The 20,722-nt window shown below is 70.8% G+C and carries 21 protein-coding genes; 9 read left to right on the top strand and 12 right to left on the bottom strand.

What is annotated here, in order from left to right; translation table 11 throughout:
* Window positions 1–32 precede the first annotated feature (32 nt).
* From KV396_RS08950 to KV396_RS08925, 6 genes are all read left to right on the top strand, one after another.
* Window positions 33–578: an ECF transporter S component gene (locus KV396_RS08950; protein ID WP_247623569.1), complete on the top strand. Its 546-nt coding sequence runs from the start codon at window positions 33–35 to the stop codon at window positions 576–578.
* Window positions 579–655: 77 nt separating this feature from the next.
* Window positions 656–1,009 (top strand): hypothetical protein, encoded by a 354-nt coding sequence (locus KV396_RS08945; RefSeq protein ID WP_247633016.1) that lies wholly within the window; start codon window positions 656–658, stop codon window positions 1,007–1,009.
* Between the two features lie 96 nt (window positions 1,010–1,105).
* On the top strand, window positions 1,106–2,815 hold the full coding sequence (locus KV396_RS08940) for an ABC transporter ATP-binding protein (protein WP_247955484.1): 1,710 nt from the start codon (window positions 1,106–1,108) through the stop codon (window positions 2,813–2,815).
* Window positions 2,812–3,633, top strand: coding sequence for an energy-coupling factor transporter transmembrane component T family protein (locus KV396_RS08935; protein WP_247955483.1), 822 nt, complete (start codon window positions 2,812–2,814; stop codon window positions 3,631–3,633). The genes KV396_RS08940 and KV396_RS08935 overlap by 4 nt, the downstream gene beginning before the upstream one ends.
* 10 nt (window positions 3,634–3,643) lie before the next feature.
* On the top strand, window positions 3,644–4,519 hold the full coding sequence (locus KV396_RS08930; RefSeq protein ID WP_247633019.1) for a siderophore-interacting protein: 876 nt from the start codon (window positions 3,644–3,646) through the stop codon (window positions 4,517–4,519).
* Window positions 4,516–5,142: an ECF transporter S component gene (locus KV396_RS08925; RefSeq protein ID WP_247955482.1), complete on the top strand. Its 627-nt coding sequence runs from the start codon at window positions 4,516–4,518 to the stop codon at window positions 5,140–5,142. The genes KV396_RS08930 and KV396_RS08925 overlap by 4 nt, the downstream gene beginning before the upstream one ends.
* A gap of 26 nt (window positions 5,143–5,168) precedes the next feature.
* Here KV396_RS08925 and KV396_RS08920 read toward each other — a convergent pair whose 3' ends face one another.
* From KV396_RS08920 to KV396_RS08905, 4 genes are all read right to left on the bottom strand, one after another.
* The gene (locus KV396_RS08920; RefSeq protein ID WP_247633021.1) at window positions 5,169–5,540 is read right to left on the bottom strand and encodes a type II toxin-antitoxin system PemK/MazF family toxin; all 372 of its coding nucleotides are present in this window, start codon (window positions 5,538–5,540) and stop codon (window positions 5,169–5,171) included.
* Window positions 5,537–5,758: a ribbon-helix-helix domain-containing protein gene (locus tag KV396_RS08915; RefSeq protein ID WP_247623575.1), complete on the bottom strand. Its 222-nt coding sequence runs from the start codon at window positions 5,756–5,758 to the stop codon at window positions 5,537–5,539. The genes KV396_RS08920 and KV396_RS08915 overlap by 4 nt, the downstream gene beginning before the upstream one ends.
* Window positions 5,759–5,918: 160 nt before the next feature.
* Window positions 5,919–7,082 (bottom strand): acyl-CoA dehydrogenase family protein, encoded by a 1,164-nt coding sequence (locus KV396_RS08910; RefSeq protein WP_247623576.1) that lies wholly within the window; start codon window positions 7,080–7,082, stop codon window positions 5,919–5,921.
* A gap of 141 nt (window positions 7,083–7,223) precedes the next feature.
* On the bottom strand, window positions 7,224–8,156 hold the full coding sequence (locus KV396_RS08905; protein ID WP_247955481.1) for a M15 family metallopeptidase: 933 nt from the start codon (window positions 8,154–8,156) through the stop codon (window positions 7,224–7,226).
* A gap of 111 nt (window positions 8,157–8,267) precedes the next feature.
* Here KV396_RS08905 and KV396_RS08900 point away from each other — a divergent pair, with 111 nt between their 5' ends.
* The 3 genes from KV396_RS08900 to KV396_RS08890 are packed head-to-tail and all read left to right on the top strand — an operon-like array spanning window position 8,268 to window position 11,037.
* Entirely contained in the window at window positions 8,268–9,290 is a 1,023-nt protein-coding gene (locus KV396_RS08900; protein WP_247955480.1) for a zinc-dependent alcohol dehydrogenase, read from the top strand.
* A complete protein-coding gene (locus tag KV396_RS08895; RefSeq protein ID WP_247955479.1) occupies window positions 9,287–10,045 on the top strand; it encodes an SDR family oxidoreductase in 759 nt (252 codons plus the stop codon). The genes KV396_RS08900 and KV396_RS08895 overlap by 4 nt, the downstream gene beginning before the upstream one ends.
* Window positions 10,045–11,037, top strand: a complete 993-nt coding sequence (locus KV396_RS08890; protein ID WP_247955478.1) for an aldo/keto reductase — start codon at window positions 10,045–10,047, stop codon at window positions 11,035–11,037. The genes KV396_RS08895 and KV396_RS08890 overlap by 1 nt, the downstream gene beginning before the upstream one ends.
* A gap of 465 nt (window positions 11,038–11,502) precedes the next feature.
* On the opposite strand, the gene KV396_RS08885 is transcribed toward KV396_RS08890, so the two are convergent.
* The 8 genes from KV396_RS08885 to KV396_RS08850 are packed head-to-tail and all read right to left on the bottom strand — an operon-like array spanning window position 11,503 to window position 20,614.
* On the bottom strand, window positions 11,503–13,017 hold the full coding sequence (locus tag KV396_RS08885; protein ID WP_247955477.1) for an aldehyde dehydrogenase (NADP(+)): 1,515 nt from the start codon (window positions 13,015–13,017) through the stop codon (window positions 11,503–11,505).
* Window positions 13,014–14,204 (bottom strand): fumarylacetoacetate hydrolase family protein, encoded by a 1,191-nt coding sequence (locus KV396_RS08880; RefSeq protein ID WP_247955476.1) that lies wholly within the window; start codon window positions 14,202–14,204, stop codon window positions 13,014–13,016. The genes KV396_RS08885 and KV396_RS08880 overlap by 4 nt, the downstream gene beginning before the upstream one ends.
* A gap of 57 nt (window positions 14,205–14,261) precedes the next feature.
* Window positions 14,262–15,050 (bottom strand): enoyl-CoA hydratase/isomerase family protein, encoded by a 789-nt coding sequence (locus tag KV396_RS08875; RefSeq protein ID WP_247955475.1) that lies wholly within the window; start codon window positions 15,048–15,050, stop codon window positions 14,262–14,264.
* Window positions 15,047–16,183, bottom strand: coding sequence for a type 2 periplasmic-binding domain-containing protein (locus KV396_RS08870; RefSeq protein ID WP_247955474.1), 1,137 nt, complete (start codon window positions 16,181–16,183; stop codon window positions 15,047–15,049). Before KV396_RS08870 ends, KV396_RS08875 begins: the two co-directional genes overlap by 4 nt.
* Entirely contained in the window at window positions 16,180–17,424 is a 1,245-nt protein-coding gene (locus KV396_RS08865) for a CaiB/BaiF CoA transferase family protein (RefSeq protein WP_247955473.1), read from the bottom strand. The genes KV396_RS08870 and KV396_RS08865 overlap by 4 nt, the downstream gene beginning before the upstream one ends.
* 30 nt (window positions 17,425–17,454) lie before the next feature.
* The gene (locus tag KV396_RS08860) at window positions 17,455–18,507 is read right to left on the bottom strand and encodes a Gfo/Idh/MocA family protein (protein WP_247633032.1); all 1,053 of its coding nucleotides are present in this window, start codon (window positions 18,505–18,507) and stop codon (window positions 17,455–17,457) included.
* Window positions 18,504–19,463: an MBL fold metallo-hydrolase gene (locus KV396_RS08855; protein WP_247955472.1), complete on the bottom strand. Its 960-nt coding sequence runs from the start codon at window positions 19,461–19,463 to the stop codon at window positions 18,504–18,506. Before KV396_RS08855 ends, KV396_RS08860 begins: the two co-directional genes overlap by 4 nt.
* Window positions 19,460–20,614 carry a mandelate racemase/muconate lactonizing enzyme family protein gene (locus KV396_RS08850; RefSeq protein WP_247955471.1) on the bottom strand — a complete coding sequence of 385 codons (1,155 nt, stop codon included), beginning with the start codon at window positions 20,612–20,614 and terminating at the stop codon, window positions 19,460–19,462. The genes KV396_RS08855 and KV396_RS08850 overlap by 4 nt, the downstream gene beginning before the upstream one ends.
* Between the last annotated feature and the right edge of the window lie 108 nt (window positions 20,615–20,722).

The raw sequence follows: 20,722 nt of genomic DNA, 5'->3' as shown, positions 1-20,722 counted from the left end.
CCGCGCATCGTGCGCGCAAGTAGGCTGGAACCGTGGCCCGAACCTCTGTCCTGCCGACCCGCGTGCTGCTGATCTGCGCCGCGATCGGCGTCGCGACCGGCCTCATCGGAGGCATCGCCGGATGGGTCACGCCGATCCTGCTCGCGAGCCCCCTGCTCTTCCTCTACGGGCTCGTGCTCGGCTCGCACGTGCTGCCGGGGATCATCGCTCAGGAGGTGCTGCGGCGTCCGTTCGTGGCGCTCATCACGCACCTGATCGCCGCCCTCGTCTCGAGCGCGTTCAATCCGGCCTGGGCGCTGCGCTTCATCGGCACGGCGCTGCTGTTCGGCGCGATCCAGGAGGGCGTCGCGGCCCTCACCCGCTACCGCGCCTGGGGCGCCTGGCGCTTCTTCATCTCGGCGGCGCTGATCGGCGTCGTCGTGGCGGTCGCCGTGTTCTTCGCCGCGCATCTCGGCACGATGCCGCTGTGGGCGCAGATCACATATCTCGCGATCTCGGTGCTCGGCCCCATCGCGTGGACCGCGATCGGCCTCGCGGTCGGCACGGCGCTCAGCCGCGCCGGCGTCGCCCGTCGCTGAGCGCCCGGGAAGCCGCCGAGGGTGATTTTCTGGTTGGCCGGGGGTTAACCAGCGCGCGGAAATATACGTTGGAGGGCGTGACCGATACCCAGGACTCTGCTGCGCCGTCGAATGATGCCGTTCACGAAGTGCCGGCGCTGCTGCTCAAGCTCGCATTCACGCCGGTCGGAGCGAAACCGGGGGTTCTCACACTCACCCGCGACAGCATTCGGTTCGTGACCGACAAGACCAGCGAGACCCTGTTCGCGTTGCCACTCTCCTCGATCATCGGATACGAGAACAAATGGGCACCTTTCGCTCACTTCTCGCTGCGCACGCCAGAGAAGAACTACAAGTTCTACTTCCAAGGTGGCATGACCATGGAACACGGAAAACTCAGTCACCAGATCGGCGAAGAACTCGGGCAGGCCCTGAACAGCCTCACTCAGTAGCGACTGCGGAGCACGTCGCGAGGTCAGGTAAGGCTCGGCTAAGTTAGAGACGTACGTTCCACCGAAGACGTACGTCCACCGACCCGGGGTCTCGCCGTGCGCCCATCCGCGCCTCTTCTCCGCGTGCGTGATGTCTCTCTCACCCACGCGGATGCCGCGCACCCCTCCCCGCGCGACGTGACCTTCGACATCGACCCGGGCGAGGTCGTGCTGCTGCTCGGCCCCTCGGGCTCGGGCAAGTCGACGCTCACGCTCGCGCTGAACGGGCTCATCCCGCACGCGCTTCCCGCCACCATGACCGGCACGGTCGAGGCGGGCGGGGTCGCCACCGCCGACGCGCAGACCTCCGAGCTGAGCACGCGGGTCGCGATGGTCTTCCAGGACCCGGATGCCCAGATCGTCACCGGAACCCTCTACGACGAGGTCGCGTTCGGCCCCGAGAACCTTCGCCTGCCGCTCGCCGAGGTCACCGCCCGCACCGAAGACGCCCTGAGCCGCGTCGGGCTATGGGAGCGCCGCGACGACAACCCCGACCGGCTCTCCGGCGGCGGCCGCCAGCGCCTCGCGATCGCCTGCGCCCTCGCCATGGGGTCGCCGTTGATCGTGCTCGACGAGCCGACCGCGAACCTCGACCCGCAGGGCATCGACGACGTCTACGCCGCCCTCGCCGACGTGATCGCCGCGGGTGACCGGGCGATCCTCCTCGTCGAGCACAACCTCGACGCCGCGATGGGATTCGTCACCCGCACGATCGTGCTCGACCGCGAGGGGCGCGTCGCCTACGACGGTCCCGTCGCCGAGATCCTCCGCGCGCACACCGACGAGCTCGTCGCGATGGGGGTGTGGCTGCCCGCGGCGACGCTGGCGGCGCTGCGACTGCGCGACGACGGCATCCGTCTCGACCCCCTGCCCCTGACACCCGAGGAGCTGGCGGCACAGCTGCCCCCGGCATCCGATCGCCCGAGCGCGGCCGCGACCGCGACCGCGACCGACCCGACGACGGATGCCGCCCCCTCGGGCGAGGCGATCATCCGGGCGCGCGGGCTCACCGTGCGCCGGGGCCGCACCGAGATCCTGCACGGCATCGACCTCGATCTCACGCCCGGCAGCCTCACCGCCATCGTCGGCGCCAACGGGGCCGGCAAGACGACGCTCATCCAGGCACTCGCCGGCGTCGTGCCCCCGCCGAAGCGGCAGGTCGACGTCGACGGCATCGATCCCGGGCGGGCCGCTCCCCGCGACCTCGCCGCCCGCATCGGCTTCGTGTTCCAGAACCCCGAGCATCAGTTCATCGCGCATACGGTGTTCGACGAGCTCGCGCACGGGCTGACCCTTCGACAGGCTCAAGGACCCAAGAGCGAGCAGATCACGGATGCCGAGATCACCGAGCGCGTGACCGAGATGCTCGAGCGCTTCGGCCTCGCGCACAAGGCCGACGTGCATCCGTTCCTGCTGTCGGGCGGCGAGAAGCGCCGCCTGTCGGTGGGCACCGCGCTGATCACCCGCCCCCGCGTTCTCGCGCTCGACGAGCCGACATTCGGCCAGGATCGCGCGCGGGCGACCGAGCTGCTCGCGCTGCTGCAGAGTCTGCGCGCCGAGGGCACGACGATCGTGATCGTCACCCACGACCTGCAGCTCGTCGCCGAGCACACGACGCACACCGTGATCCTCGCCGACGGGCGCGTGCACGCGAGCGGACGCACGGCCGATCTCTTCCGCGACGAGCAGACGTTCACCTCGGCGGGGCTCCGCCTGCCCGCTCTGCAGCGGGTGCTCGCGGCGCACGCACGGGGGGCCGAGGCATGACCTCGACCATCGTCGACCCGTACGCCACGATGACCGTCACCTCGCGGCGTCAGTTCCTCTACGCCCTCAACCCGCTCGCGAAGGTGGCGGGATTCGCCCCGGCGATGATCTTCCTGGTGTTCGTGCGCGACCTCGCCACTCCGGCCGCGTTCCTGCTGCTCGCCTATGTGCTGCTGCTCGTCGGCGCCCGCCTCACCTGGCGTCTGCTCCTGCTGCTCGCGGTGCTGCCCGTCGGCATGGCCGTGATCGGCGTGAGCTTCTCGCTCTGGGTCGACACCGCGCTCGTCGGTGACACGACCCCGGTGCTGCGGATCGGCGACTGGACGCTCTACAGCGGAGCACTGATGATCGGTTTCGCCACGGCGCTGCGCCTCGGCGCGATCATCTCGCTCGCCCTCATCGGCGGGCTCACCACCAGCGGACCCGACCTCGTGCGGGCGAGCGTGCAACAGCTGCGGGTTCCGTACCGCATCGGCTACACGGCGTTGGCCGCGTTCCGCTTCGTGCCGCGCTTCGGCTACGAGCTCTCGGTCATCCGCGCAGCCCATCGCGTGCGCGGACACCACGGCGGCAACGGCCCCTTCTCGCGCATCGCGCGCGGCTGGGGCTACATCGTGCCGCTGCTCGCCGGGGCCATCCGGCACGCCGAGCGCGTCGCCCTCGCGATGGATTCCCGGGCCTTCGGCGCACACCCCACCCGCACCGAGCGGCACCTGGTGCCGTTCCGCACGCGAGACACGATCTTCGTCGCGCTGAGCCTCGCGGCATCCGCGGTGATCCTCCTCGTGTTCTTCCCCTGGCAACCGCCCTCCCTCTGAAAGGCACCCGATGGCGTTCAGCAAGCTCGTCAAGCCCGAGACGCAGGAACTCGTGCACCTCACCGTGCTGCGCTCCGAGCGCCTCTCCCCGCACTGGATGCGCGTGACCCTCGGCGGTGGTGAGATCGAGAAGTTCCGGCCGATGGGCTTCGATCAGTGGTTCCGCCTGTTCCTGCCGATCGGCGGCGATGCCGGACTCGACCGCGTGCCCGCCAAGGCCAACAAGATGTTCGGCTACCTGAAGTTCCTGCGCATCCCCGACGGCGAGCGCCCCGTGATGCGCAACTACAGCGTGCGCGCGTACCGACCGGCCGAGGGCGAGCGCGGCGCCGAGATCGACGTCGACTTCGTGCTGCACGGATCGGCCGCCGAGGGCACCGCCGGACCCGCATCGCGGTGGGCCGAGACCTGCACCCCGGGCGAGCACGTGCTCATCATCGACGAGGGCCTCACCTTCAACCCCGAGCGCGGTGTCGACCGGGTGCTGCTCGTGGGCGACGAGACGGCCCTGCCGGCGATCGCCTCGATCGCGGCATCCGTTCCCGCGCGCGCCATCGGCACCGCGATCATCGAGGTGCCGTCGCTCGACGACGCCCTCGACTTCCCCCACCCCGAGGGACTGTCGGTCGAGTGGGTGCTGCGCCCGCACGACGAGCAGCCGGGAGCCCTCGCGCTGCAGCGGGTGGCCGAGCTCGACCTGCCGGCCGAGACGTTCCACACCTACGCGGCCGGCGAGCAGTCGCTCGCTTCGGGTGTACGCAAGCTGCTCGTCGGCGAGCGCGGCGTCGACAAGAACACCGTCAGCTTCTGCGGCTACTGGAAGATCGGCGCCGCCTCCCCGACGTCGAAGGCCGCTCGCGAGGCCGCCGCGGAGCCGCTCGGATGAACGGGGCGGATGCCGCTTCGTCGGCTGCCGGTTCGGATGCGGATGCGGCGACAGAAGCGGATGCCGTGGCGACGCGGCCCGCGCGTGGACGGGTGCGCTTCCCCACTGCCCTGCTGCTGACCTGCGCGGCGCTCGGCGTCGCCGGGGCGGTTCTGCTCGCGCCGATGAACTGGCTCTCGACCCTGCTCACCGGACCACTGCCCTTCCTCGGGATGGGCCTCGCCGGGCTGTGGCTGCTGCCCTCGGTGATCGCGCTGCGTTTGCTCAAGCGTCCGCTCGTCGGCTTGCTCGTCGCGCTGATCGCGGGGCTCGTCATGGTGCCGTTCTCGGGGTACGGCTTCGGCAGCGTTGCCACGAACCTCTGGTGGGCGGCGTTCACCGAGCTGCCGTTCCTGTTCGTGCTGTGGCGCTACTGGGGCACCTGGATGCACTACGTCGGAGCGGTCACCGTCGCGATCGTCTACCCGATCTCGGCATGGGCGTGGTTCGACCTGGGCAGCTTCGGCCTCGGGTACCAGGCGGCGTTCTTCGCCGTCACGATGGCCAGCTGCGTCGCGGCGACGGCCCTCGGCATCCTGATCGCGGATCGCCTACGCCGCGCCGGCGTCGGCGGACGGCGCTGAGGGGCGGCGTTAATGCCCGACGACGATCACAGTGCGAGGTGCATGCGAAGGCACTCGTCGACCTCTCCCATCAGTTCGGCAGGCACCCATCCCACCGGCCGAACAATGCGCGAGGTCGCGATCGTGCGGACTTGTTCGATCTGAACCTTCGAATCGACGCTGAGCCCGGTGCCCGCCGCAGGCAACAGAACCTGAAACGGGAGGACTCGCGCGACATTGGACGTGACCGGCGCGACCGTTACCGTCGCGCGCGTGCTGCGTACAGCCGCGGTGTTGGCCGTGTTGTTGCTGACGACAACGGCAGGACGGGTCTTCGCGGCCTCGGCCCCGACAACCGGGTCGAAGGCGACCAGCACGATCTGGCCGCGCCGCAGCAGCGTGGTCGACGGCGCACTCACGCTGAGGCGAGTCCGTCGCTGGCAGCCGTGTCCCATTCGTCGTCATAGCCTTCAGCGAATGCTTCGGCGTAGGCATCTGCCAGGCGGCTCTCGCGCAAGAGCGACACAGCATCCTGAACCGCCGCCGACCGGGTGGCGTATTTTCCCATCAAGACCTCCGCGTCGAGGAACGCTACGTCACTCGCACTGAGGCTGAGGCTGACCTTGCTGTTCGTCATGACTCAATGCTACTCGGGTAGCAAAGATATTGCCACCGCCTAGCATTCGCGCTTGGGACGTCGCGCGGGGCCCTTCGACAGGCTCAGGGACCCCGCTCGAGTGCGGGGGCGGGGCCCTTCGTCTCGTCGCTGCGCTCCTCGCTCAGGAACCGGGCGGGAGTCAGCGCTTGCCGGCGATCTGGCGGCCGACGATCTCGCGCATGATCTCGTTCGTGCCGCCGTAGATGCGGTGCACGCGGGCGTCGAGGAACGCGCGGGCGATCGGGTACTCGGTGATGTAGCCGTAGCCGCCGTGCAACTGCACGCCCTGATCGAGCACCTCCCACTCGCGCTCGGTGGCCCAGAACTTGACCTTCGCGGCCTCCTCGGCCGACAGCTTGCCCTGCGAGTACGCGAGCAGCGCGCGGTCGATGTATGCCCACAGCGCGTCGACGGTCGTGGCCATGTCGGCGATCGCGAAGCGGCTGTTCTGGAAGTCGATGATCCGCTCGCCGAACGCCTCGCGGTCCTTCGTGTAGGCGACGGTCCAGTCGAGGGCGGCCTGCGCGGCCGCGGCACCCGCGACGCCGATCGACAGGCGCTCGAGCGGCAGGTTCATCATGAGCTGCACGAACCCCTTACCCTCGACCCCGCCGATGAGGTTCTCGTCGGGCACGAACACGTCGCTGAACGACAGCTCCGCCGTGTCGTGGCCCTGGAAGCCCATCTTGTGCAGCTTCTTGCCGTGGTCGAAGCCCTCCATGCCGTTCTCGATGAGCACGAGGCTGAAGGCATCCGGACGGTTGCCCTCACCGGTCTTCACGAACGTGACGACCAGGTCGGCGGTCGCGCCCGACGAGATGAACGTCTTGGCGCCGTTGACGATGTACCCGCCGTCGACCTTCTTGGCGGTGGTCTTGATGCCGCGCAGATCGCTTCCCGCGCCGGGCTCGGTCATCGCGAGCGCGCCGACGACCTCGCCCGTCGCCATCCGCGGCAGCCATTTCGACTTCTGCTCCTGGGTGCCCATGTGCACGAGGTACGGAACCGCCAGGTCGTCCTGGATGCCGAAGGCCCCGGCGAGCGAGCCCGCACCGGCGGCGATGACCTCTTCGTTCACGACCGCGCGGAAGCGGTAGTCCTGCAGCATCCCGGCCCCGCCGAACTCCTCGGGAACCGACAGGCCGATGATCCCGGCCTCGCCAGCCGCGCGCATGGTGTCGCGGTCGACCTCGCCCGCGGCATCCCACCGCTCGATGTCCGCACCCGTCACGTGGCGCTTGACGAAGTCCTTGACGAGGTCGCGGAAGGCCTCGTGATCCTCTTCATAGATGTCGCGTTCCATTGCGCGTCCTCCTGAACGTGTCGGCGTCTTTGCTCCCGCGATTCTAGGGCGACGACGGATGCCGCGACAGGACGTTGTGGGAATGCATCCCGCGTTTAGTGGTACTGGGTACCGCGATTGTGGGATGCCTCCGAGCGTCGTTCAGGGCAGGTAGTCGGGCGCGGCCGGAAGGCCGAAGAACTCCTCGAGCGTGTGGAACCCGCCCGCCTGGTAGGCCGCGGCGAGGTCGCGCCCCACGTAGCGCAGGTGCCACGGTTCGGGAGCGTACCCGGTGACGCCGGAGCCCCCGTCCTCGTAGCGCACGATGAACCCGTACTCCCACGCGTGGGCGGCGACCCAGTCGCTCTGCGTGGTGCCGCCGAACCCGTCGAGCCCGCCGCAGCCCAGGCCGCACGCGACGACGTCGACCGCGAGGCCGGTCTGGTGCTCCGAGTGTCCGGGGCGCGCGGATCCGGCATCCGCCCCGGCCTGCCCCTGGTCGCGCACGTGCGACTCGTAGGTCGTGACCTGCAGGCCGTACGAGCGGTAGCCGTTGTTCGCACCGAGGCGCCCGACCCCGGCCTCGATGGCCGCGTTCGCCATGTCGCCGACCGCGGTCGCGACGTCGGTGCGCACCTGCCCGGATGCCGTGGTCATCTGCAGCGGCACGTCGGCGAGGGCGCCGGGCGCGTAGTCGGCGGGGTCGAGCGGTCGCGCCTTGTTGACGACGACCCACACCCGCGCGGGGTCGGAGAGCGAGATGCACGGCGCGTTGCCCGCCACGACGGCGGCGCGGAACGCCTCGCCCCCGCCGAAGCCGGCGATGGTGGCCGCGTCGTCTCCGGCGGCGAGCGACTCCTGCACGGATGCTTCGGCGCACGGGTCGGCGGCCGGGGTGGAGCCGACGTCGACCGAGGGCACCTGCACGACCGCGACCGGCTCGGGCATCCGCGAGGCTTCGTGCGTCGAGGATGCCGGCGCCGAAGCGAGGGAGAGGAGGATGCCGATGGCGGTCACCGCGACGCCGATCGGCAGGGCGGGACCACGGATCGGGGAGCGCGGAGCCGCATGCTGAGCGTGCGGCGATTCGGGCATGATCTCCATTCTGCCCCGATCACCGCGCGGTGACCGATATGCATTCACAGGCAGGTGGAGATTCATCATACGTATGAGTAATCTGGAGGTCTGCGAGAAGAGGAGCAATCAGTGCTGACTGTGAACTACGTAGGCGATCGCACGCTGGACGTGCGCACGGCCGATCAGACCGAACCGCGCGACGGAGAGGTGAGGATTCGCGTCGCCTACACCGGTCTCTGCGGCACCGACCTGCACATCCTGCACGGCAACATGGACGCCCGCGTCGAGCGCCCGCTCGTCTTCGGACACGAGATGAGCGGCACGATCGAGGCCCTCGGCGCCGGGGTCACCGGTTGGAGCGTCGGCGACAAGGTCACCGTCATGCCCCTCGACTGGGACGGCACCTGCCCCGCCTGCCTCGCCGGCAACGAGCACATCTGCCAGAACCTGAACTTCATCGGCATCGACTCCCCCGGCTCGCTGCAGGGGCTGTGGAACGTTCCGGCCGAGACCCTCCTCGCACTCCCCGCCGACATCCCCCTCGATCACGCCGCGCTCGTCGAGCCGGTCGCCGTCGCGGTGCACGACGTGCGGCGCTCCGACCTCACCGCCGGGCAGAAGGCCGTCGTGATCGGCGGCGGCCCGATCGGCACGCTCATCGCCACCGTCGCCCGGCACACCGGCGCCGAGGTCGTCGTGATCGAGATCGATGCGCAGCGCCGCGCCCAGGCCGAAGAGCTCGGATTCACGACGCTCGACCCCTCGGCATCCGACCAGGTCGCCTGGGTCGAGGAGTGGACCGCGGGCACCGGGGCCGACGTCGTGTTCGAGGTCTCGGGCGCGGCCGCCGCAGTGCGCGGCATGACGGCGCTCGCGAAGGTGCGCGGCACGATCGTCGTCGTCGCCATCCACCCCACCCCGCGCGAGGTCGACCTGCAGCGCGTGTTCTGGCGCGAGCTGCGCCTGCTCGGCGCACGGGTCTACCAGCGCGCCGACTTCGAGACCGCGATCGAGCTCCTCGCCGACGGCGTGATCCCCACCGACCGGGTCATCACGCGCATCGTGCCGCTCGCCGAGACCGCCGACGCCTTCGCCGAGCTCGAAGCGGGGCGCGCGATGAAGATCCTCGTCGACGTGCAGGCCGGCGCATGAGCGGGCTCTTCGACCTCACCGGTCAGCGCGCCGCCGTCACGGGCGCGAACCGCGGCATCGGCTTCGGGATCGCCACGGCGCTCGCCGACGCGGGCGCCGACATCATCGCGGTCAGCACGAGCATCGAGCCCTCCGGCAGCGACATCGAGCGGGCCGTCACCGCACGCGGGCGCGGGTTCCGTGCGATCCGGTGCGATCTGTCGGATGCCGACGCCGTCTCCGACCTCGGCGCGGAACTGCGCGCGGCCGAGGTCGACATCCTCGTCAACAACGCCGGCACCATCCTGCGGGCGCCGGCGGCGGAGCATCCGATGGAGTGGTTCGAGCGCGTGCTGCGCATCAACCTCACCAGCCAGTTCGCTCTCGCGCAGGCCGTGGGCGGATCGATGCTCGAGCGCGGACGCGGCAAGATCGTGTTCACCGCGTCGCTCCTCAGCTTCCAGGGCGGCATCAACGTGCCCGGATACGCGGCGGCGAAGTCGGGCATCACCGGCGTCGTGAAGGCGCTCGCGAACGAGTGGGCGGGGCGGGGCGTCAACGTCAACGCGATCGCCCCCGGCTACATCGCCACCGACAACACGCAGGCCCTGCGCGACGACCCCGAGCGGTCGGCGGCGATCCTCGCCCGCATTCCGGCGGGGCGGTGGGGCGCGGCATCCGACCTGGGCGGCGCCGCCGTGTTCCTGTCGTCGGCGGCCTCCGACTACGTCGACGGCGTCGTGCTGCCGGTCGACGGCGGATGGCTCGGGCGCTGATGTCCACCCCCATGGCCAGGGCGCGCCTGCGCACGGGCACCCCGCTCACCCGGTTCGGGCTCGGCGGCGCGCAGCTCGGGAACCTCGGCCGCGTCACCACCGACGAGCAAGCGCGGGGTGCGGTCGAGGAGGCATGGGTGCGCGGATCGCGCCTGTTCGACACGGCCCCGCACTACGGTCTCGGCTACTCCGAGCGGCGACTGGGCGAACTGCTCGCCGAGCATCCGCGCGACGAGTACGTGCTCTCGACCAAGGCGGGGCGCACGCTCGTGCCGCAGGTGTACTCGGCCGGTCAGCTCGACGACGGCGGCTTCGCGGTGCCCGCGGCGTACCGCCGCGAGTTCGACTTCTCGCGCGGCGCGATCCTGCGCGGAGTGGAGCAGAGCCTCGACCGGCTCGGCGTCGACCGGCTCGACATCGTCTACCTGCACGACCCCGACCACCACTGGGAGCAGGCGTCGATCGAGGGCATCGGGGCGCTCATCGAGCTGCGCGACCAGGGCGTCGTCACGTCGATCGGTGTGGGCATGAACCAGTCGGCACTGCCGGCGCGGTTCGTGCGCGAGACCGACATCGACGTGGTCATGCTGGCCGGGCGGTTCACCCTGCTCGAACAGGGGCCGCTGGCCGACCTGCTGCCCGCGGCGCTCGAGGCGGGCGTGGGCATCGTGAACGTCGGTGTCTACAACTCCGGCCTGCTGGCGCGACCGCGGGTCGCGGCGGACGCGACCTACGACTACGTGCAGGCCCCGGCCACGCTCATCGCCCGGGCGAACGCGATCGCCGAGGTGTGCGAGGAGTTCGGCACCGACCTGCCGACCGCCGCCATGCAGTTCAGCCTGCGGCATCCGGCCGTCACCTCGGTGGTTCTCGGATGCCGCGACGCGCGCCAGGTCGCCGAAGGGGTCGAGCGTATGGATGCCGTGGTCGACGAGGGCCTCTGGGACGCACTGATCTCGCGCGGGTTGCTGCCCGAGGGCGTCTTCGGCTGAGGGCCCGTCGTCTCGTCACTTCGCTCCTCGCTCAGGAACCGGTTCCTGAGCGAGCGCAGCGAGACGAAGGGCACTCGCCCTCACCCAACGGAGGAGAACACAAGCTCCGCAGGAGGCATCCGCCGTTTCGATCCTCCCGAACGCGAGAACTCCTCCCGAACGGATGCCGCGGGGCGCGGCCCTTCGACAAGCTCAGGGACCCAGTGGCAAACACCGGGACCCAGTTTCAGACGCCGGGTCGCTGAGCCGCCCTGGGTCGCTGAGCCCCTCGAAGCGTCCCCACGCGCGACTCAGGCGGAGAACTCCGCGTTGGGCGGAAGAATCCGCGCGAAAATTCCGCCCAACAGCGAGAAAGCCTCCCCAACGGATGCCGCGGGGCGCGGCCCTTCGTCTCGTCGCTGCGCTCCTCGCTCAGGAACCGGTTCCTGAGCGAGCGCAGCGAGACGAAGGGTCCCCACAAGAGGGTCAGGCGCCGGCCAACTCCAGCACGCCGTCGACGCGGCGGGGCACATCGACCGTGCCGTCGCGCAGTTCGGCGGGGAGCACGTCGGCCGGGGCATCCTGCCAGGCGAGCGGGCGCAGGAACCGCCGCAGCGCCGTCACGCCCACCGAGGTGTGCTGCGTGTTGGTCGCGGGCCAGGGGCCGCCGTGATTCATGGCCCACGACACCCGCACCCCAGTGGGATACCCGTCGTAGACGATGCGGCCGACGAGGTCGCGTGCGGCGTCGGTGAGCTCGCCGCGCACCTCGGCCTCCTCGGGCTGCGAGTGGATCGTGGCGGTCAGCGAGTGCGGCACGGCTTGCAGGGCCGCTGTGATCTCGCCCGTCGAGGCGTACCGCACGAGCACCACGAGGGGGCCGAACGCCTCCTCGGCGACGGCCGGAGTGACATCCGTCGCGGCGATCTCGAGCACCGCGGGCGTCAGCGAGAAGCCATCGGCTCCGGCGTGCGGGGCGACGAGGCTGCGCGCCCCGCCCTCGGCGATCAGCCGCTCGCGGATCTCGTCGAACGCCCCGTGGATGCGCGAGTTCAGGAGGGTCTGCGCCGCGGCATCCTGCGCCCTCGTCACCACATCGGCGACGAGCGCGTCACCCTCGGCCCCGGCCGGCACGAAGGCGATGCCGGGCTTGGTGCACAGCTGCCCGGCCGATCCCGTGACCGACCCGAACAGACCCTCGCCGAGGGCCGCGGTGCGCGCGGACGCCGCCCCCGGCGTGATGACGAGCGGGTTCAGGCTCGACAGCTCGCCGTAGAACGGGATGGGCGTCTCGCGCTCGTCGATGATCGCCTGCAGGATCTTGCCGGTCGACAGCGACCCCGTGAACCCGACGGCCGTGATGACCGGGTCGGCGACGAGAACGGCTCCCGCCTGCTGCCCGTAGACGATCCCGAACGTGCCCTCCGGCGCCCCGTACGCCGACGCCGCGCGCACGAGCGACTCGAACGAGCGCTGCGAGGTGACCGGGTGAGAACTGTGCGCCTTGACGACGACCGGGTTGCCCGCGGCGAGCGCCGAGGCGGTGTCGCCGCCGATGACCGAGAACGCGAAGGGGAAGTTGCTGGCGCCGAAGACGGCGACGGGGCCGATCGGCACGAGCATCCGCCGCACGTCCGGGCCCGGGCCGAGCGGCGTGGGGCCGGAGTGGTCGATGATCGCCTCGAGGTAGCCGCCCTCGTCGACGGCGTCGGCGAAGAGACGGAACTGGAAGGCGCTGCGCGAGAGCTCGCCGTTCAGGCGCGCCTCGGGCAGCCCGGTCTCGGCGAGAGCGGCGTCGACGAGCGCGGCGCGGTCGGCCTCGAGCCCGTCGGCGAGCGCGCGCAGAAGCCCGGCCCGCCAGGCGCGCGGACGCGAGCGCAGGTCGGCGAAGGCGGATGCCGCAGCGGCGGTGGTCGCAGCGACGCCCGCGGCATCCGTCGCTTCGATGCCGGTGTCGGAGTGCGCGCCGGTGCGGGGATCGGTGGTCGTCAGGGTGGTCATGCACTGGCCTTTCCGAGCAGTCCCCGCTGAGCGAGGCTGGTGATGAGCGCGCCGATGCCGACGCTCCAGGGGGCGAGATCCTCGCTGTGCTGCACGCGGTTGACGAGTGCGCCGAGGTGCGGCGACGAGATGCGCACGACGTCGCCGAGGTGGTGGGTGAAGCCGTGGCCGGGCTCGTCGCGGTCGTCGGTGGGGGCGAACATCGTTCCCAAGTAGAGCACGAAGCCGTCGGGGTAGGCGTGGTGGTCGCCCGACGCCTGCCGCACGAGGTCGGCGGGGTCGCGGCTGATCTGCGCCATGTGCGATTCGGCCCGCATACCGAAGCCGTCGTCGCCCTCGACCGAGAGCGTGACCGATTCGGCGCGCACGTGATCGATCGAGAACCCTTCATCGAAGAGGCGGATGAACGGGCCGACGGATGCCGAGGCGTTGTTGTCCTTCGCGCGTCCGAGCAGCAGGGCCGAGCGCCCTTCGATGTCGCGCAGGTTGACGTCGTTGCCGAGCGTTGCCCCGACGATGTCGCCGCGCGAGGAGACGACGAGCACGACCTCGGGCTCGGGGTTGTTCCATCGGGATTCGGCGAGCACGCCGACGTCGGATCCACCGCCGACCGTGGCGAGCACGGGCGCCTTCGTGAAGATCTCGGCGTCGGGGCCGATGCCGACCTCGAGGTACTGGCTCCACAGTCCCGCGGTGATGAGCACCTGCTTGAGGCGGGCGGCCTCGGGCGATCCGGGCACGAGGTCGCGCACGTCGCCGCCCAGCGCGTCGAGGATCGTGGCGCGGATGCCGTCGGCGGACTCGGCCTCGCCGCGCGCCTTCTCCTCGATGATGCGCTCGAGCATCGATACGGGGAAGGTCACGCCCGAGGCCTTGACGACCTGCAGGTCGATCGGCGAGAGCAGCCACGGGTGGGCGTCGTCGCGGGTGTCCGGGGCGGTGTTCGCCCAGACGTCGGCGAACGCACCGAGTGACGGCCCGTCGGCGGCACGCGCGGCGGCTGCCGGGTCGGCGCTCTCGGTGAGCGCGGTCATCGTCGGGAAGGTGGCCGACAGGTCATGCAGGATGCCGTCGCGCAGCACCACCACGCTCGGGCCGGCCGGCGTCTGCACACGCCCGACGAGCAGGGCGTCGCTCGCATCGGCGGGGAGGATGCCGGCGGCGTCTCCGGTCCAGGTGTCGCTCATGTCTCTCCTCGGGAGGTAGGTCGGGAGCTCGGTCGATATCGGCGGGATCACCGGGCGTCAGCGCCGGTGGAAGACGCCGGGGCGCTTCTCGGCGAAGGCGGCACGCCCCTCGGCGGCATCCGCGGTGGCGAAGGTGATGCCCTGCATCTCGCGCTCGTAGGCGATGGCCTGGTCCTGCGGCAGGTTGAACGCGGCGCGCAGGTTGGCCTTCGCGGTCTCGGCCGCGATCGGAGGACGCGAGGCGATCGTCGCGGCGAGCTCCTGCGCCCGGGAGAGCAGATCATCGGCGGGCACGACCTCGCTGATGAGGCCCCAAGCGAGGGCGCGCTGCGCGTCGATCGGGTCGCCGCTGAGCAGCATGAGGGCGGCGTTGCTCGCGCCGATGGAGTTCGCCAGCAGCACCGACATCCCTCCCCCGCCGATCCAGCCGAGCTTGATCTCGGGGGCGGCGAAGCTCGCGGTGTCGGCGGCGATGCGGATGTCGCACGTCAGCGACGCCTCGAGCCCGCCCCCGAACGCGTACCCGTTGATCGCGGCGATCACGGGCTTGCGCAGGTCGCGCAGCGCGTCGCAGTAGTCGCGGCGGTTGCGGAACTCCCACGGCGTCTCGTACTGGTCGAGGGTCGAGATGTCGCTGCCGGCGCTGAACGCGCGACCCGTGCCGGTGTAGACGACGGCCCGCACCTCGGGGTCGTCGTTGAGGCGGCGCACGATGTCCACGAGCTCGTCGCTCATGGCCTGGGTGACGGCGTTGAGCTTGGCGGGGCGGTTGAGTCGCACGGTCGCGACGTGCCCCTCTCGTGTGACGACGATCAACGGGTCGTCGGTGATGGCCGAGTCGGTCATGCGGTCTCCTTCTGCAGGCGGTCGTCGGCGGTCGCGGCATCGGGAGAAAGAGCGGCGAAGCGCGCCTCGATCTCGTCGAGCACGTCGTCGGCATGTCGGCGCCCGGCGACGACATCGCGCACAAGAGCGGATGCCGCGGACTGGAACGGGATGTACCCGGCGATCCGGGGTCGCACCCACGACGCCTCGATGGTCGAGAGGGTGCGCGAGTAGAAGCCGTACGCGGCCTCGTCGACCACGGCATCCGTCCACGCCGCGCGCAGGCCGGGCTGACCGTCGTGCGCGGGGATGAACCCGCGCTGCGCGTCGTCGCTGAGCAGGTGCTCCAGGTGCGCGAGCAGGGCGGGCGAGGGCGCGGAGCGACGGGTGACCGCGATGCCGGTGCCGCCGATCGTCGATCCGAGTCCGCTCGCCCCCGCCGGGACGCGGTCGAACGCGACGACCGGCGAGCTGTAGTTCACGTAGCCGTACACGAGGGGGATGTAGCCGATGTCGCCGCGGTCGCGCATCCGGTCGAGCAGGCCGATCGGGTTGAGCAGTTCGGTGCCCGCGGGGGCGTGCGCCGAGAGGCGGGCGAGCAGATCGAGCGCCCGCCGCGCGACAGCGCGGTCGAACAGTCCCTCATCGCGCCCCGGGTCGTCGCCGAGCGACACCGCGATCGAGCAGAGCGACAGGAATGCGTGCGGCCCGGCCAGGCTCGTCGCGACGAGCCCGCGCTCGGCGAGAGCGAGAGCGTCGTCCCAGGTCTCGGGCGCCTCGGCCACGAGGTCGCGGCGGCGCACCGACACCTGCGTCGCGGCATCCAGCGGCAGAGCCCACAGCCGCCCGTCGAGCGTGTACGAGGCGATGCTCGGTCCCACCGCGGCATCCGCCCACTCCGCGATCCGTGCGGTGTCGAACAGCTCGTCGAGGGGACGGATGCCGCCGCTCGCGAGAGCGTCGCCGAGGTGCGGGTGATCGAGCACGAGCAGGTCGTAGCGGCGGGCGAGCTCGTCGATCCGCGCGGACTCGAACCCCTCGAGCGACTGCACCTCCCAGCGCAGGGTGTCGCCGTCGCCGAGGTCGCCGGCCGCCGCCTCCAGAGCGTGACGGCCGCGCGGGTGATCCCAGGTCAGGCCGACGTATTCGGTCACGACGGCACCGCACTCGAACCCACGGGCATCGGCACGGCGGTCTGCGCCACCGCCCCGGCATCGAGCAGCTCCTGCGTGCGCTCGGGCGAGACGCCCAGCTCGGCGAGGATCTCGGCCGTGTGCTCACCGGTGAGCGGGGCGCCGCGGTCGATGCGGGCGGGCGTCTTCGCGAACCGGTACGGGAACCCGGGCGTCTTGATACGCCCCTCGGTGGGGTGGTCGTACTCGACGAACGTGCCGTTGTGAATGATCTGCGGGTCGGCCACGAGGTCTTCGTAGCCGTAGACCGGACCCACCCACATGCCGGCGGGCAGCAGCGTGTCGAGCCAGTGCTGCGTGGAGCGCTCACGCAGGTGACGGGCCACCGTCGCATACAGCTCGTCGCGGTGCGTCCAGCCGTGCACCTCGGGGTCGAGACCCGCGAACGAGGGCTCGTCGAGCACCTCGCCGAGCTTCTCGAGGTCGGCGAACCCGAGCGCGAGGTAGCCGTCGCTGGTCGCGAAGACGCCGTAGGGGGCGCGGATGTAGACGTGCGCGTTCGGCTCGGTGCCGCGCTTCTGCGGCACCCCGCCGACCGTGTAGACGCTCAGCTCCTGCATCTGCAGGGTGGTGAGCGCGTCGAGCATGTTGACGGTCACGAGCTGCCCCTCACCGGTGCGCTCGCGGTGCAGCAGCGCCGCGAGCACGGCTTCGAACGCGGTCGATGCGGTGACGGCGTCCGCCAGGTACTGACCCGCCGGAGTCGGCGGCTCGCCCGCGCGCCCGGCCGACAGCATCGCGCCGCTCATGGCCTGCAGGATGAGGTCCTGGCCCGGACGGTCCTTGTAGGGACCGTCCTCGCCGTAGCCCGACATCGAGACGTACACGAGCGAGGGGTTGATCGCCGCCAGACTCTCGTAGTCGAGGCCGAGACGCGCGGCGACCCCCGGGCGGTAGTTCTGCAGGAACACGTCGGCCCCGGCGATGAGGTCGCGCACGACCTCGCGCCCGGCATCCGATTTCAGGTCGACGGCCAGCGAACGCTTGTTGCGGTTGAGGGAGAGGAACGAGACGTTGATCTCGTTGCCCTGCGCTCCGCCGGCCGAGGCGAAGCGCTGCCATTCACCGGCGGTCGGCTCGACCTTGATGACGTCGGCGCCCAGGTCGCCGAGGCGCTGCGCGGCGAAGGGCCCGGCCATCGCGATCGAGCAGTCGATGACGCGGTATCCATCGAGGATGCCGCGGGTGGGGGTGTCGGACATGTCGTTCCTCTGGTTGTCAGACGGGCGTGATCAGACGGGCGTGTCGGCGCCGCCGGCGGCTGACGAGCGCAGCAGCGCGTCGATCAGCTCGACCGAGCGGGCGGCGACGGTCACGTCGGAGTTGTTCTCACGGCTCGCACCGGTGATCAGCTCGATGAAGCGGGCCGGCGGCACGAGGCATTCGTACTCGCCCTCCCCCTCGGGGATCACAAGCTCCTCGCGGCGGCCGTCGTAGCGGCTGAGGGTCACGCGCTCGCGCTCGACGTCGATCATGAGCACGCCCTCGGTGCCGAACAGGCGGATGTCGACCTGGTACTTGTCGCCGTCGGCGAGCGTCGCGGCCCCCGAGAGCGACCCCAGCGCCCCGCCCTCGAAGCGGATCACTCCCGCGTCGAACAGGTCGACCGGTGCCCCGGCGGTGATCGCACGACCGGCGACGGATGCCGCGCGCAGCCCCGTGAGCCAGAACAGCAGCGCCGAGGAGTGGGTGATCTGGCCGTGCGCATACCCGCCGCCGTGCTCGGGGCTCGACCACGTGGTCGGGTCGGGAGCGGTGTCGGAGTTCCAGCGCTCGAGCATGTGCGTCGGGTCGGTGCCGAACAGTCCGCGCGTGGGGGACGCCATATGGCACAGGGCGTACTGGATCTCGCCGATCGCCCCGGCGTCGAGCATCCGCTTGGCCGCCACCGTGAACGGCTTGTAGTTCCAGCCGTAGGGCACGAGGAAGACGGTGCCGGCGCGCTCGGCGCGGGCGGCGAGATCCCACGCCTCGTCGGCGTGCAGGGTCATCGGCTTCTCGCACAGCACGTGCAGTCCACGGTCGAGCGCTTGAGCGGCGAGCGGGTGGTGCAAATCGTGCGGGGTGGAGATCACGACCGCGTCGATGTCGGCATCCAGCAGTTCCGTCGCGTCCTCCGTCGCGAACCCGAAGCCGAACTTCTCGCGCACGGCTTCGAGGCCGTCGCCCTTGCCGCAGACGCCCACGAGCTCGACATCGTCGCGCGCCGCGAACAGCGGGAAGTGATTGCTCGTCGCCCACCAGCCGGCACCGATCGCGCCGAGGCGCACCGTCGCGGCGGTCATGGGACCCACCGCCAGGTGCGGATGCCGTCGCGATCACCCTCGGCGACACGGTTCTGCTGCGCGAGGCGCTCGAGATTGCCGGTCATCGGGAAGATCAGGTACGCGGCCGCAGCTGCGGGCCACGGCCCCAGATCGGACGCTGCGCGCCGGATGAGTTCGAGCGAAGTGAGCTCCTCCCCGCCGGCGAGAACCTGTTCGATCACGCGGTCGACGCGCTCGACGTACGCGAGCGAGTCGTCGAGGAACCCCGCCACCGCCGCGCCCTCGTAGACCGGGTAGTGGGCTGTGAGCAGCAGCTCGGCGTCGAGGGCGCGCAATCGACGGATGCTGTCGACGTACCGGGCCGTGTCGCGATAGGTGGGCGGGAACGCGGCCCGACCGTCGGCTGTCGGCACCGTCTCGCCGAGCACGGCATCCGAGATGAGAAGGGTGCCGTTCGCGGCATCCCACAGTGCCAGGTGGCCCGGGGAATGCCCCGGCACCGCGAGCACCTCGATCGTGCGGTCGCCGAGGTCGAACGTCTCGCCGCCGTCGAGGGCGCGGGTCACCGGCACGAGACCGGTCGAACGCCGCACCTCGGCGGTCGTCTCGGGCGGATCGTCGAAGCCGTCGCGCGCGGCGAACTCGCCGTAGCGCCCGGCGATGAGCTCCTCGACGTCTTCGGTCATGGCGACATCGGCGCGGCCCGCCAGGAACTCGGCGTGCGGGGCGACCGCGGCGAGCGCCGCGTTGCCGCCCGTGTGATCGAAGTCGCAGTGCGAGCTGATCACCCAGCGCAGGTCGGCGAGATCGAACCCGATCTCCTCCAGCGTCGGCAGCAGGGTGCCGGGGACGGAGTCGGCGACACCGGTGTCGAACAGCAGGGCGCCCGCAGGGCCGGTGAGCAGGTACATCGCGATGAAGCGCTCGCCGAGCGGCGCCTGGATGCGGTGGATGCCGTGACGCACCTGCATCATTCGCTCCAGGTGCCGTGGTCGATCAGGCGGAGTCCGGCGCGCTTCGAGCGCACGTGGGGCCCGGCGGGCTCCTGCCAGGTGGCTTCGCTGCGGGCCTTGAGGATGAGCGCCTCGTCGACCTCGATGCCGACGCCCGGACGGTCGCCGAGCACGACGCCGCCGTCGGCGAACTCCTGATCGAGCACGAGGCCGAACGGCGACCCGAGATCCTGCACCTCGGCCGACAGGTGATTCGGTACGGCCGCCGCGGCCGCCGTCACGGTGTGGTTCGCGGTGAGCCCGACGGGGCTGACGGGCAGATCGCGAGCGTGCGCGGCGATCGCCACGCGCAGGAAGTGCGTGACGCCCCACACCGCGCCCGCCTGCACGATGTCGGCACCGCCGGCGTCGAGAAGGGGACGGTACTGCTCGAGTCCGGTGAGGTTCTCGCCGGTGGCGACGGAGGCCTTGATCGCCGCGCTCAGGCGCGCATGCCCCGCGGCATCCCACCGCCGCAGCGGCTCCTCGACCCAGGTGAGGTCGATGCGCTCCTCGAGGGCGCTGACGTGCCGGACGGCCTGCTTGAGATTCCACGACTCGTTCGCGTCGAGCATGAGCGCGGGTGCCGCACCGCCGGCCTGGAGCACGTCGGAGAGGATGCCGAAGCGGCGCAGATCGGCCTCGACGTTGCGCCCGCCCTTGAGCTTGGCGGCGGTGTAGCCGCGCTCGCCGAAGCGGCGGTAGAGGGCGGCGAGCTGCTCGTCGTCGAGGGCGGCATCGAGGCCGGAGGCGTAGCCGGGCACGAAGCGGTCGCCGGCTCCGAGCAGACGCCATAGCGGCTCACCCGCGAGCTTGGCCTTGATGTCCCACAGCGCGGTGTCGAAGGCGCCGATGCCACCGAAGGTCGCGCCTCCGTGCGACGACTTGAACACCCGCGCGAGCATGGCGTCGTAGAGGGTGGTGACGGCGCGGGGGTCCTGCCCCTCGAGGGCGGGGAACAGGCGCTCGAGGTCGGCGTGCGACCCCATGCCGACACCCTCGATGCCCTCGTCGGTCTCGAGGATCACGAGCGGCACGTCGGTGACGCCGGATGCGATGAACCCGTTGACGTCGCCGACGGGGCGCCCCCAGTCGTGGACGGTGCGCAGCGTGCGGTAGCCGGTGATCTTCATGTCGCCCTTGAGTGTGAGAGATCGAATGTGAAAACAACATACATCATATGTCTGTCGTTTCGCGAGTGTCCTCTGCCGCCCCATTCCGGAGGTCAATAGAGTGTCAGG

This window comes from Microbacterium galbinum (assembly GCF_023101185.1).
In the GTDB taxonomy this organism is placed as follows: domain Bacteria; phylum Actinomycetota; class Actinomycetes; order Actinomycetales; family Microbacteriaceae; genus Microbacterium; species Microbacterium galbinum.
Note: the sequence above shows the minus strand (reverse complement) of the source record. Positions and strands in the feature narration are given on the sequence as shown.

What these genes read in the sequence shown, in the direction of transcription:
- KV396_RS08880 (WP_247955476.1), bottom strand. Translation starts at nt 14,204, where the DNA reads ATGAGCGACACCTGGACCGGAGACGCCGCCGGCATCCTCCCCGCCGAT.
- KV396_RS08855 (WP_247955472.1), bottom strand. Translation starts at nt 19,463, where the DNA reads ATGATGCAGGTGCGTCACGGCATCCACCGCATCCAGGCGCCGCTCGGC.
- KV396_RS08860 (WP_247633032.1), bottom strand. Translation starts at nt 18,507, where the DNA reads ATGACCGCCGCGACGGTGCGCCTCGGCGCGATCGGTGCCGGCTGGTGG.
- KV396_RS08935 (WP_247955483.1), top strand. Translation starts at nt 2,812, where the DNA reads ATGACCTCGACCATCGTCGACCCGTACGCCACGATGACCGTCACCTCG.
- KV396_RS08885 (WP_247955477.1), bottom strand. Translation starts at nt 13,017, where the DNA reads ATGACCACCCTGACGACCACCGATCCCCGCACCGGCGCGCACTCCGAC.
- KV396_RS08850 (WP_247955471.1), bottom strand. Translation starts at nt 20,614, where the DNA reads ATGAAGATCACCGGCTACCGCACGCTGCGCACCGTCCACGACTGGGGG.
- KV396_RS08910 (WP_247623576.1), bottom strand. Translation starts at nt 7,082, where the DNA reads ATGGAACGCGACATCTATGAAGAGGATCACGAGGCCTTCCGCGACCTC.
- KV396_RS08915 (WP_247623575.1), bottom strand. Translation starts at nt 5,758, where the DNA reads ATGACGAACAGCAAGGTCAGCCTCAGCCTCAGTGCGAGTGACGTAGCG.
- KV396_RS08905 (WP_247955481.1), bottom strand. Translation starts at nt 8,156, where the DNA reads ATGCCCGAATCGCCGCACGCTCAGCATGCGGCTCCGCGCTCCCCGATC.
- KV396_RS08895 (WP_247955479.1), top strand. Translation starts at nt 9,287, where the DNA reads ATGAGCGGGCTCTTCGACCTCACCGGTCAGCGCGCCGCCGTCACGGGC.
- KV396_RS08925 (WP_247955482.1), top strand. Translation starts at nt 4,516, where the DNA reads ATGAACGGGGCGGATGCCGCTTCGTCGGCTGCCGGTTCGGATGCGGAT.
- KV396_RS08930 (WP_247633019.1), top strand. Translation starts at nt 3,644, where the DNA reads ATGGCGTTCAGCAAGCTCGTCAAGCCCGAGACGCAGGAACTCGTGCAC.
- KV396_RS08890 (WP_247955478.1), top strand. Translation starts at nt 10,045, where the DNA reads ATGTCCACCCCCATGGCCAGGGCGCGCCTGCGCACGGGCACCCCGCTC.
- KV396_RS08875 (WP_247955475.1), bottom strand. Translation starts at nt 15,050, where the DNA reads ATGACCGACTCGGCCATCACCGACGACCCGTTGATCGTCGTCACACGA.
- KV396_RS08865 (WP_247955473.1), bottom strand. Translation starts at nt 17,424, where the DNA reads ATGTCCGACACCCCCACCCGCGGCATCCTCGATGGATACCGCGTCATC.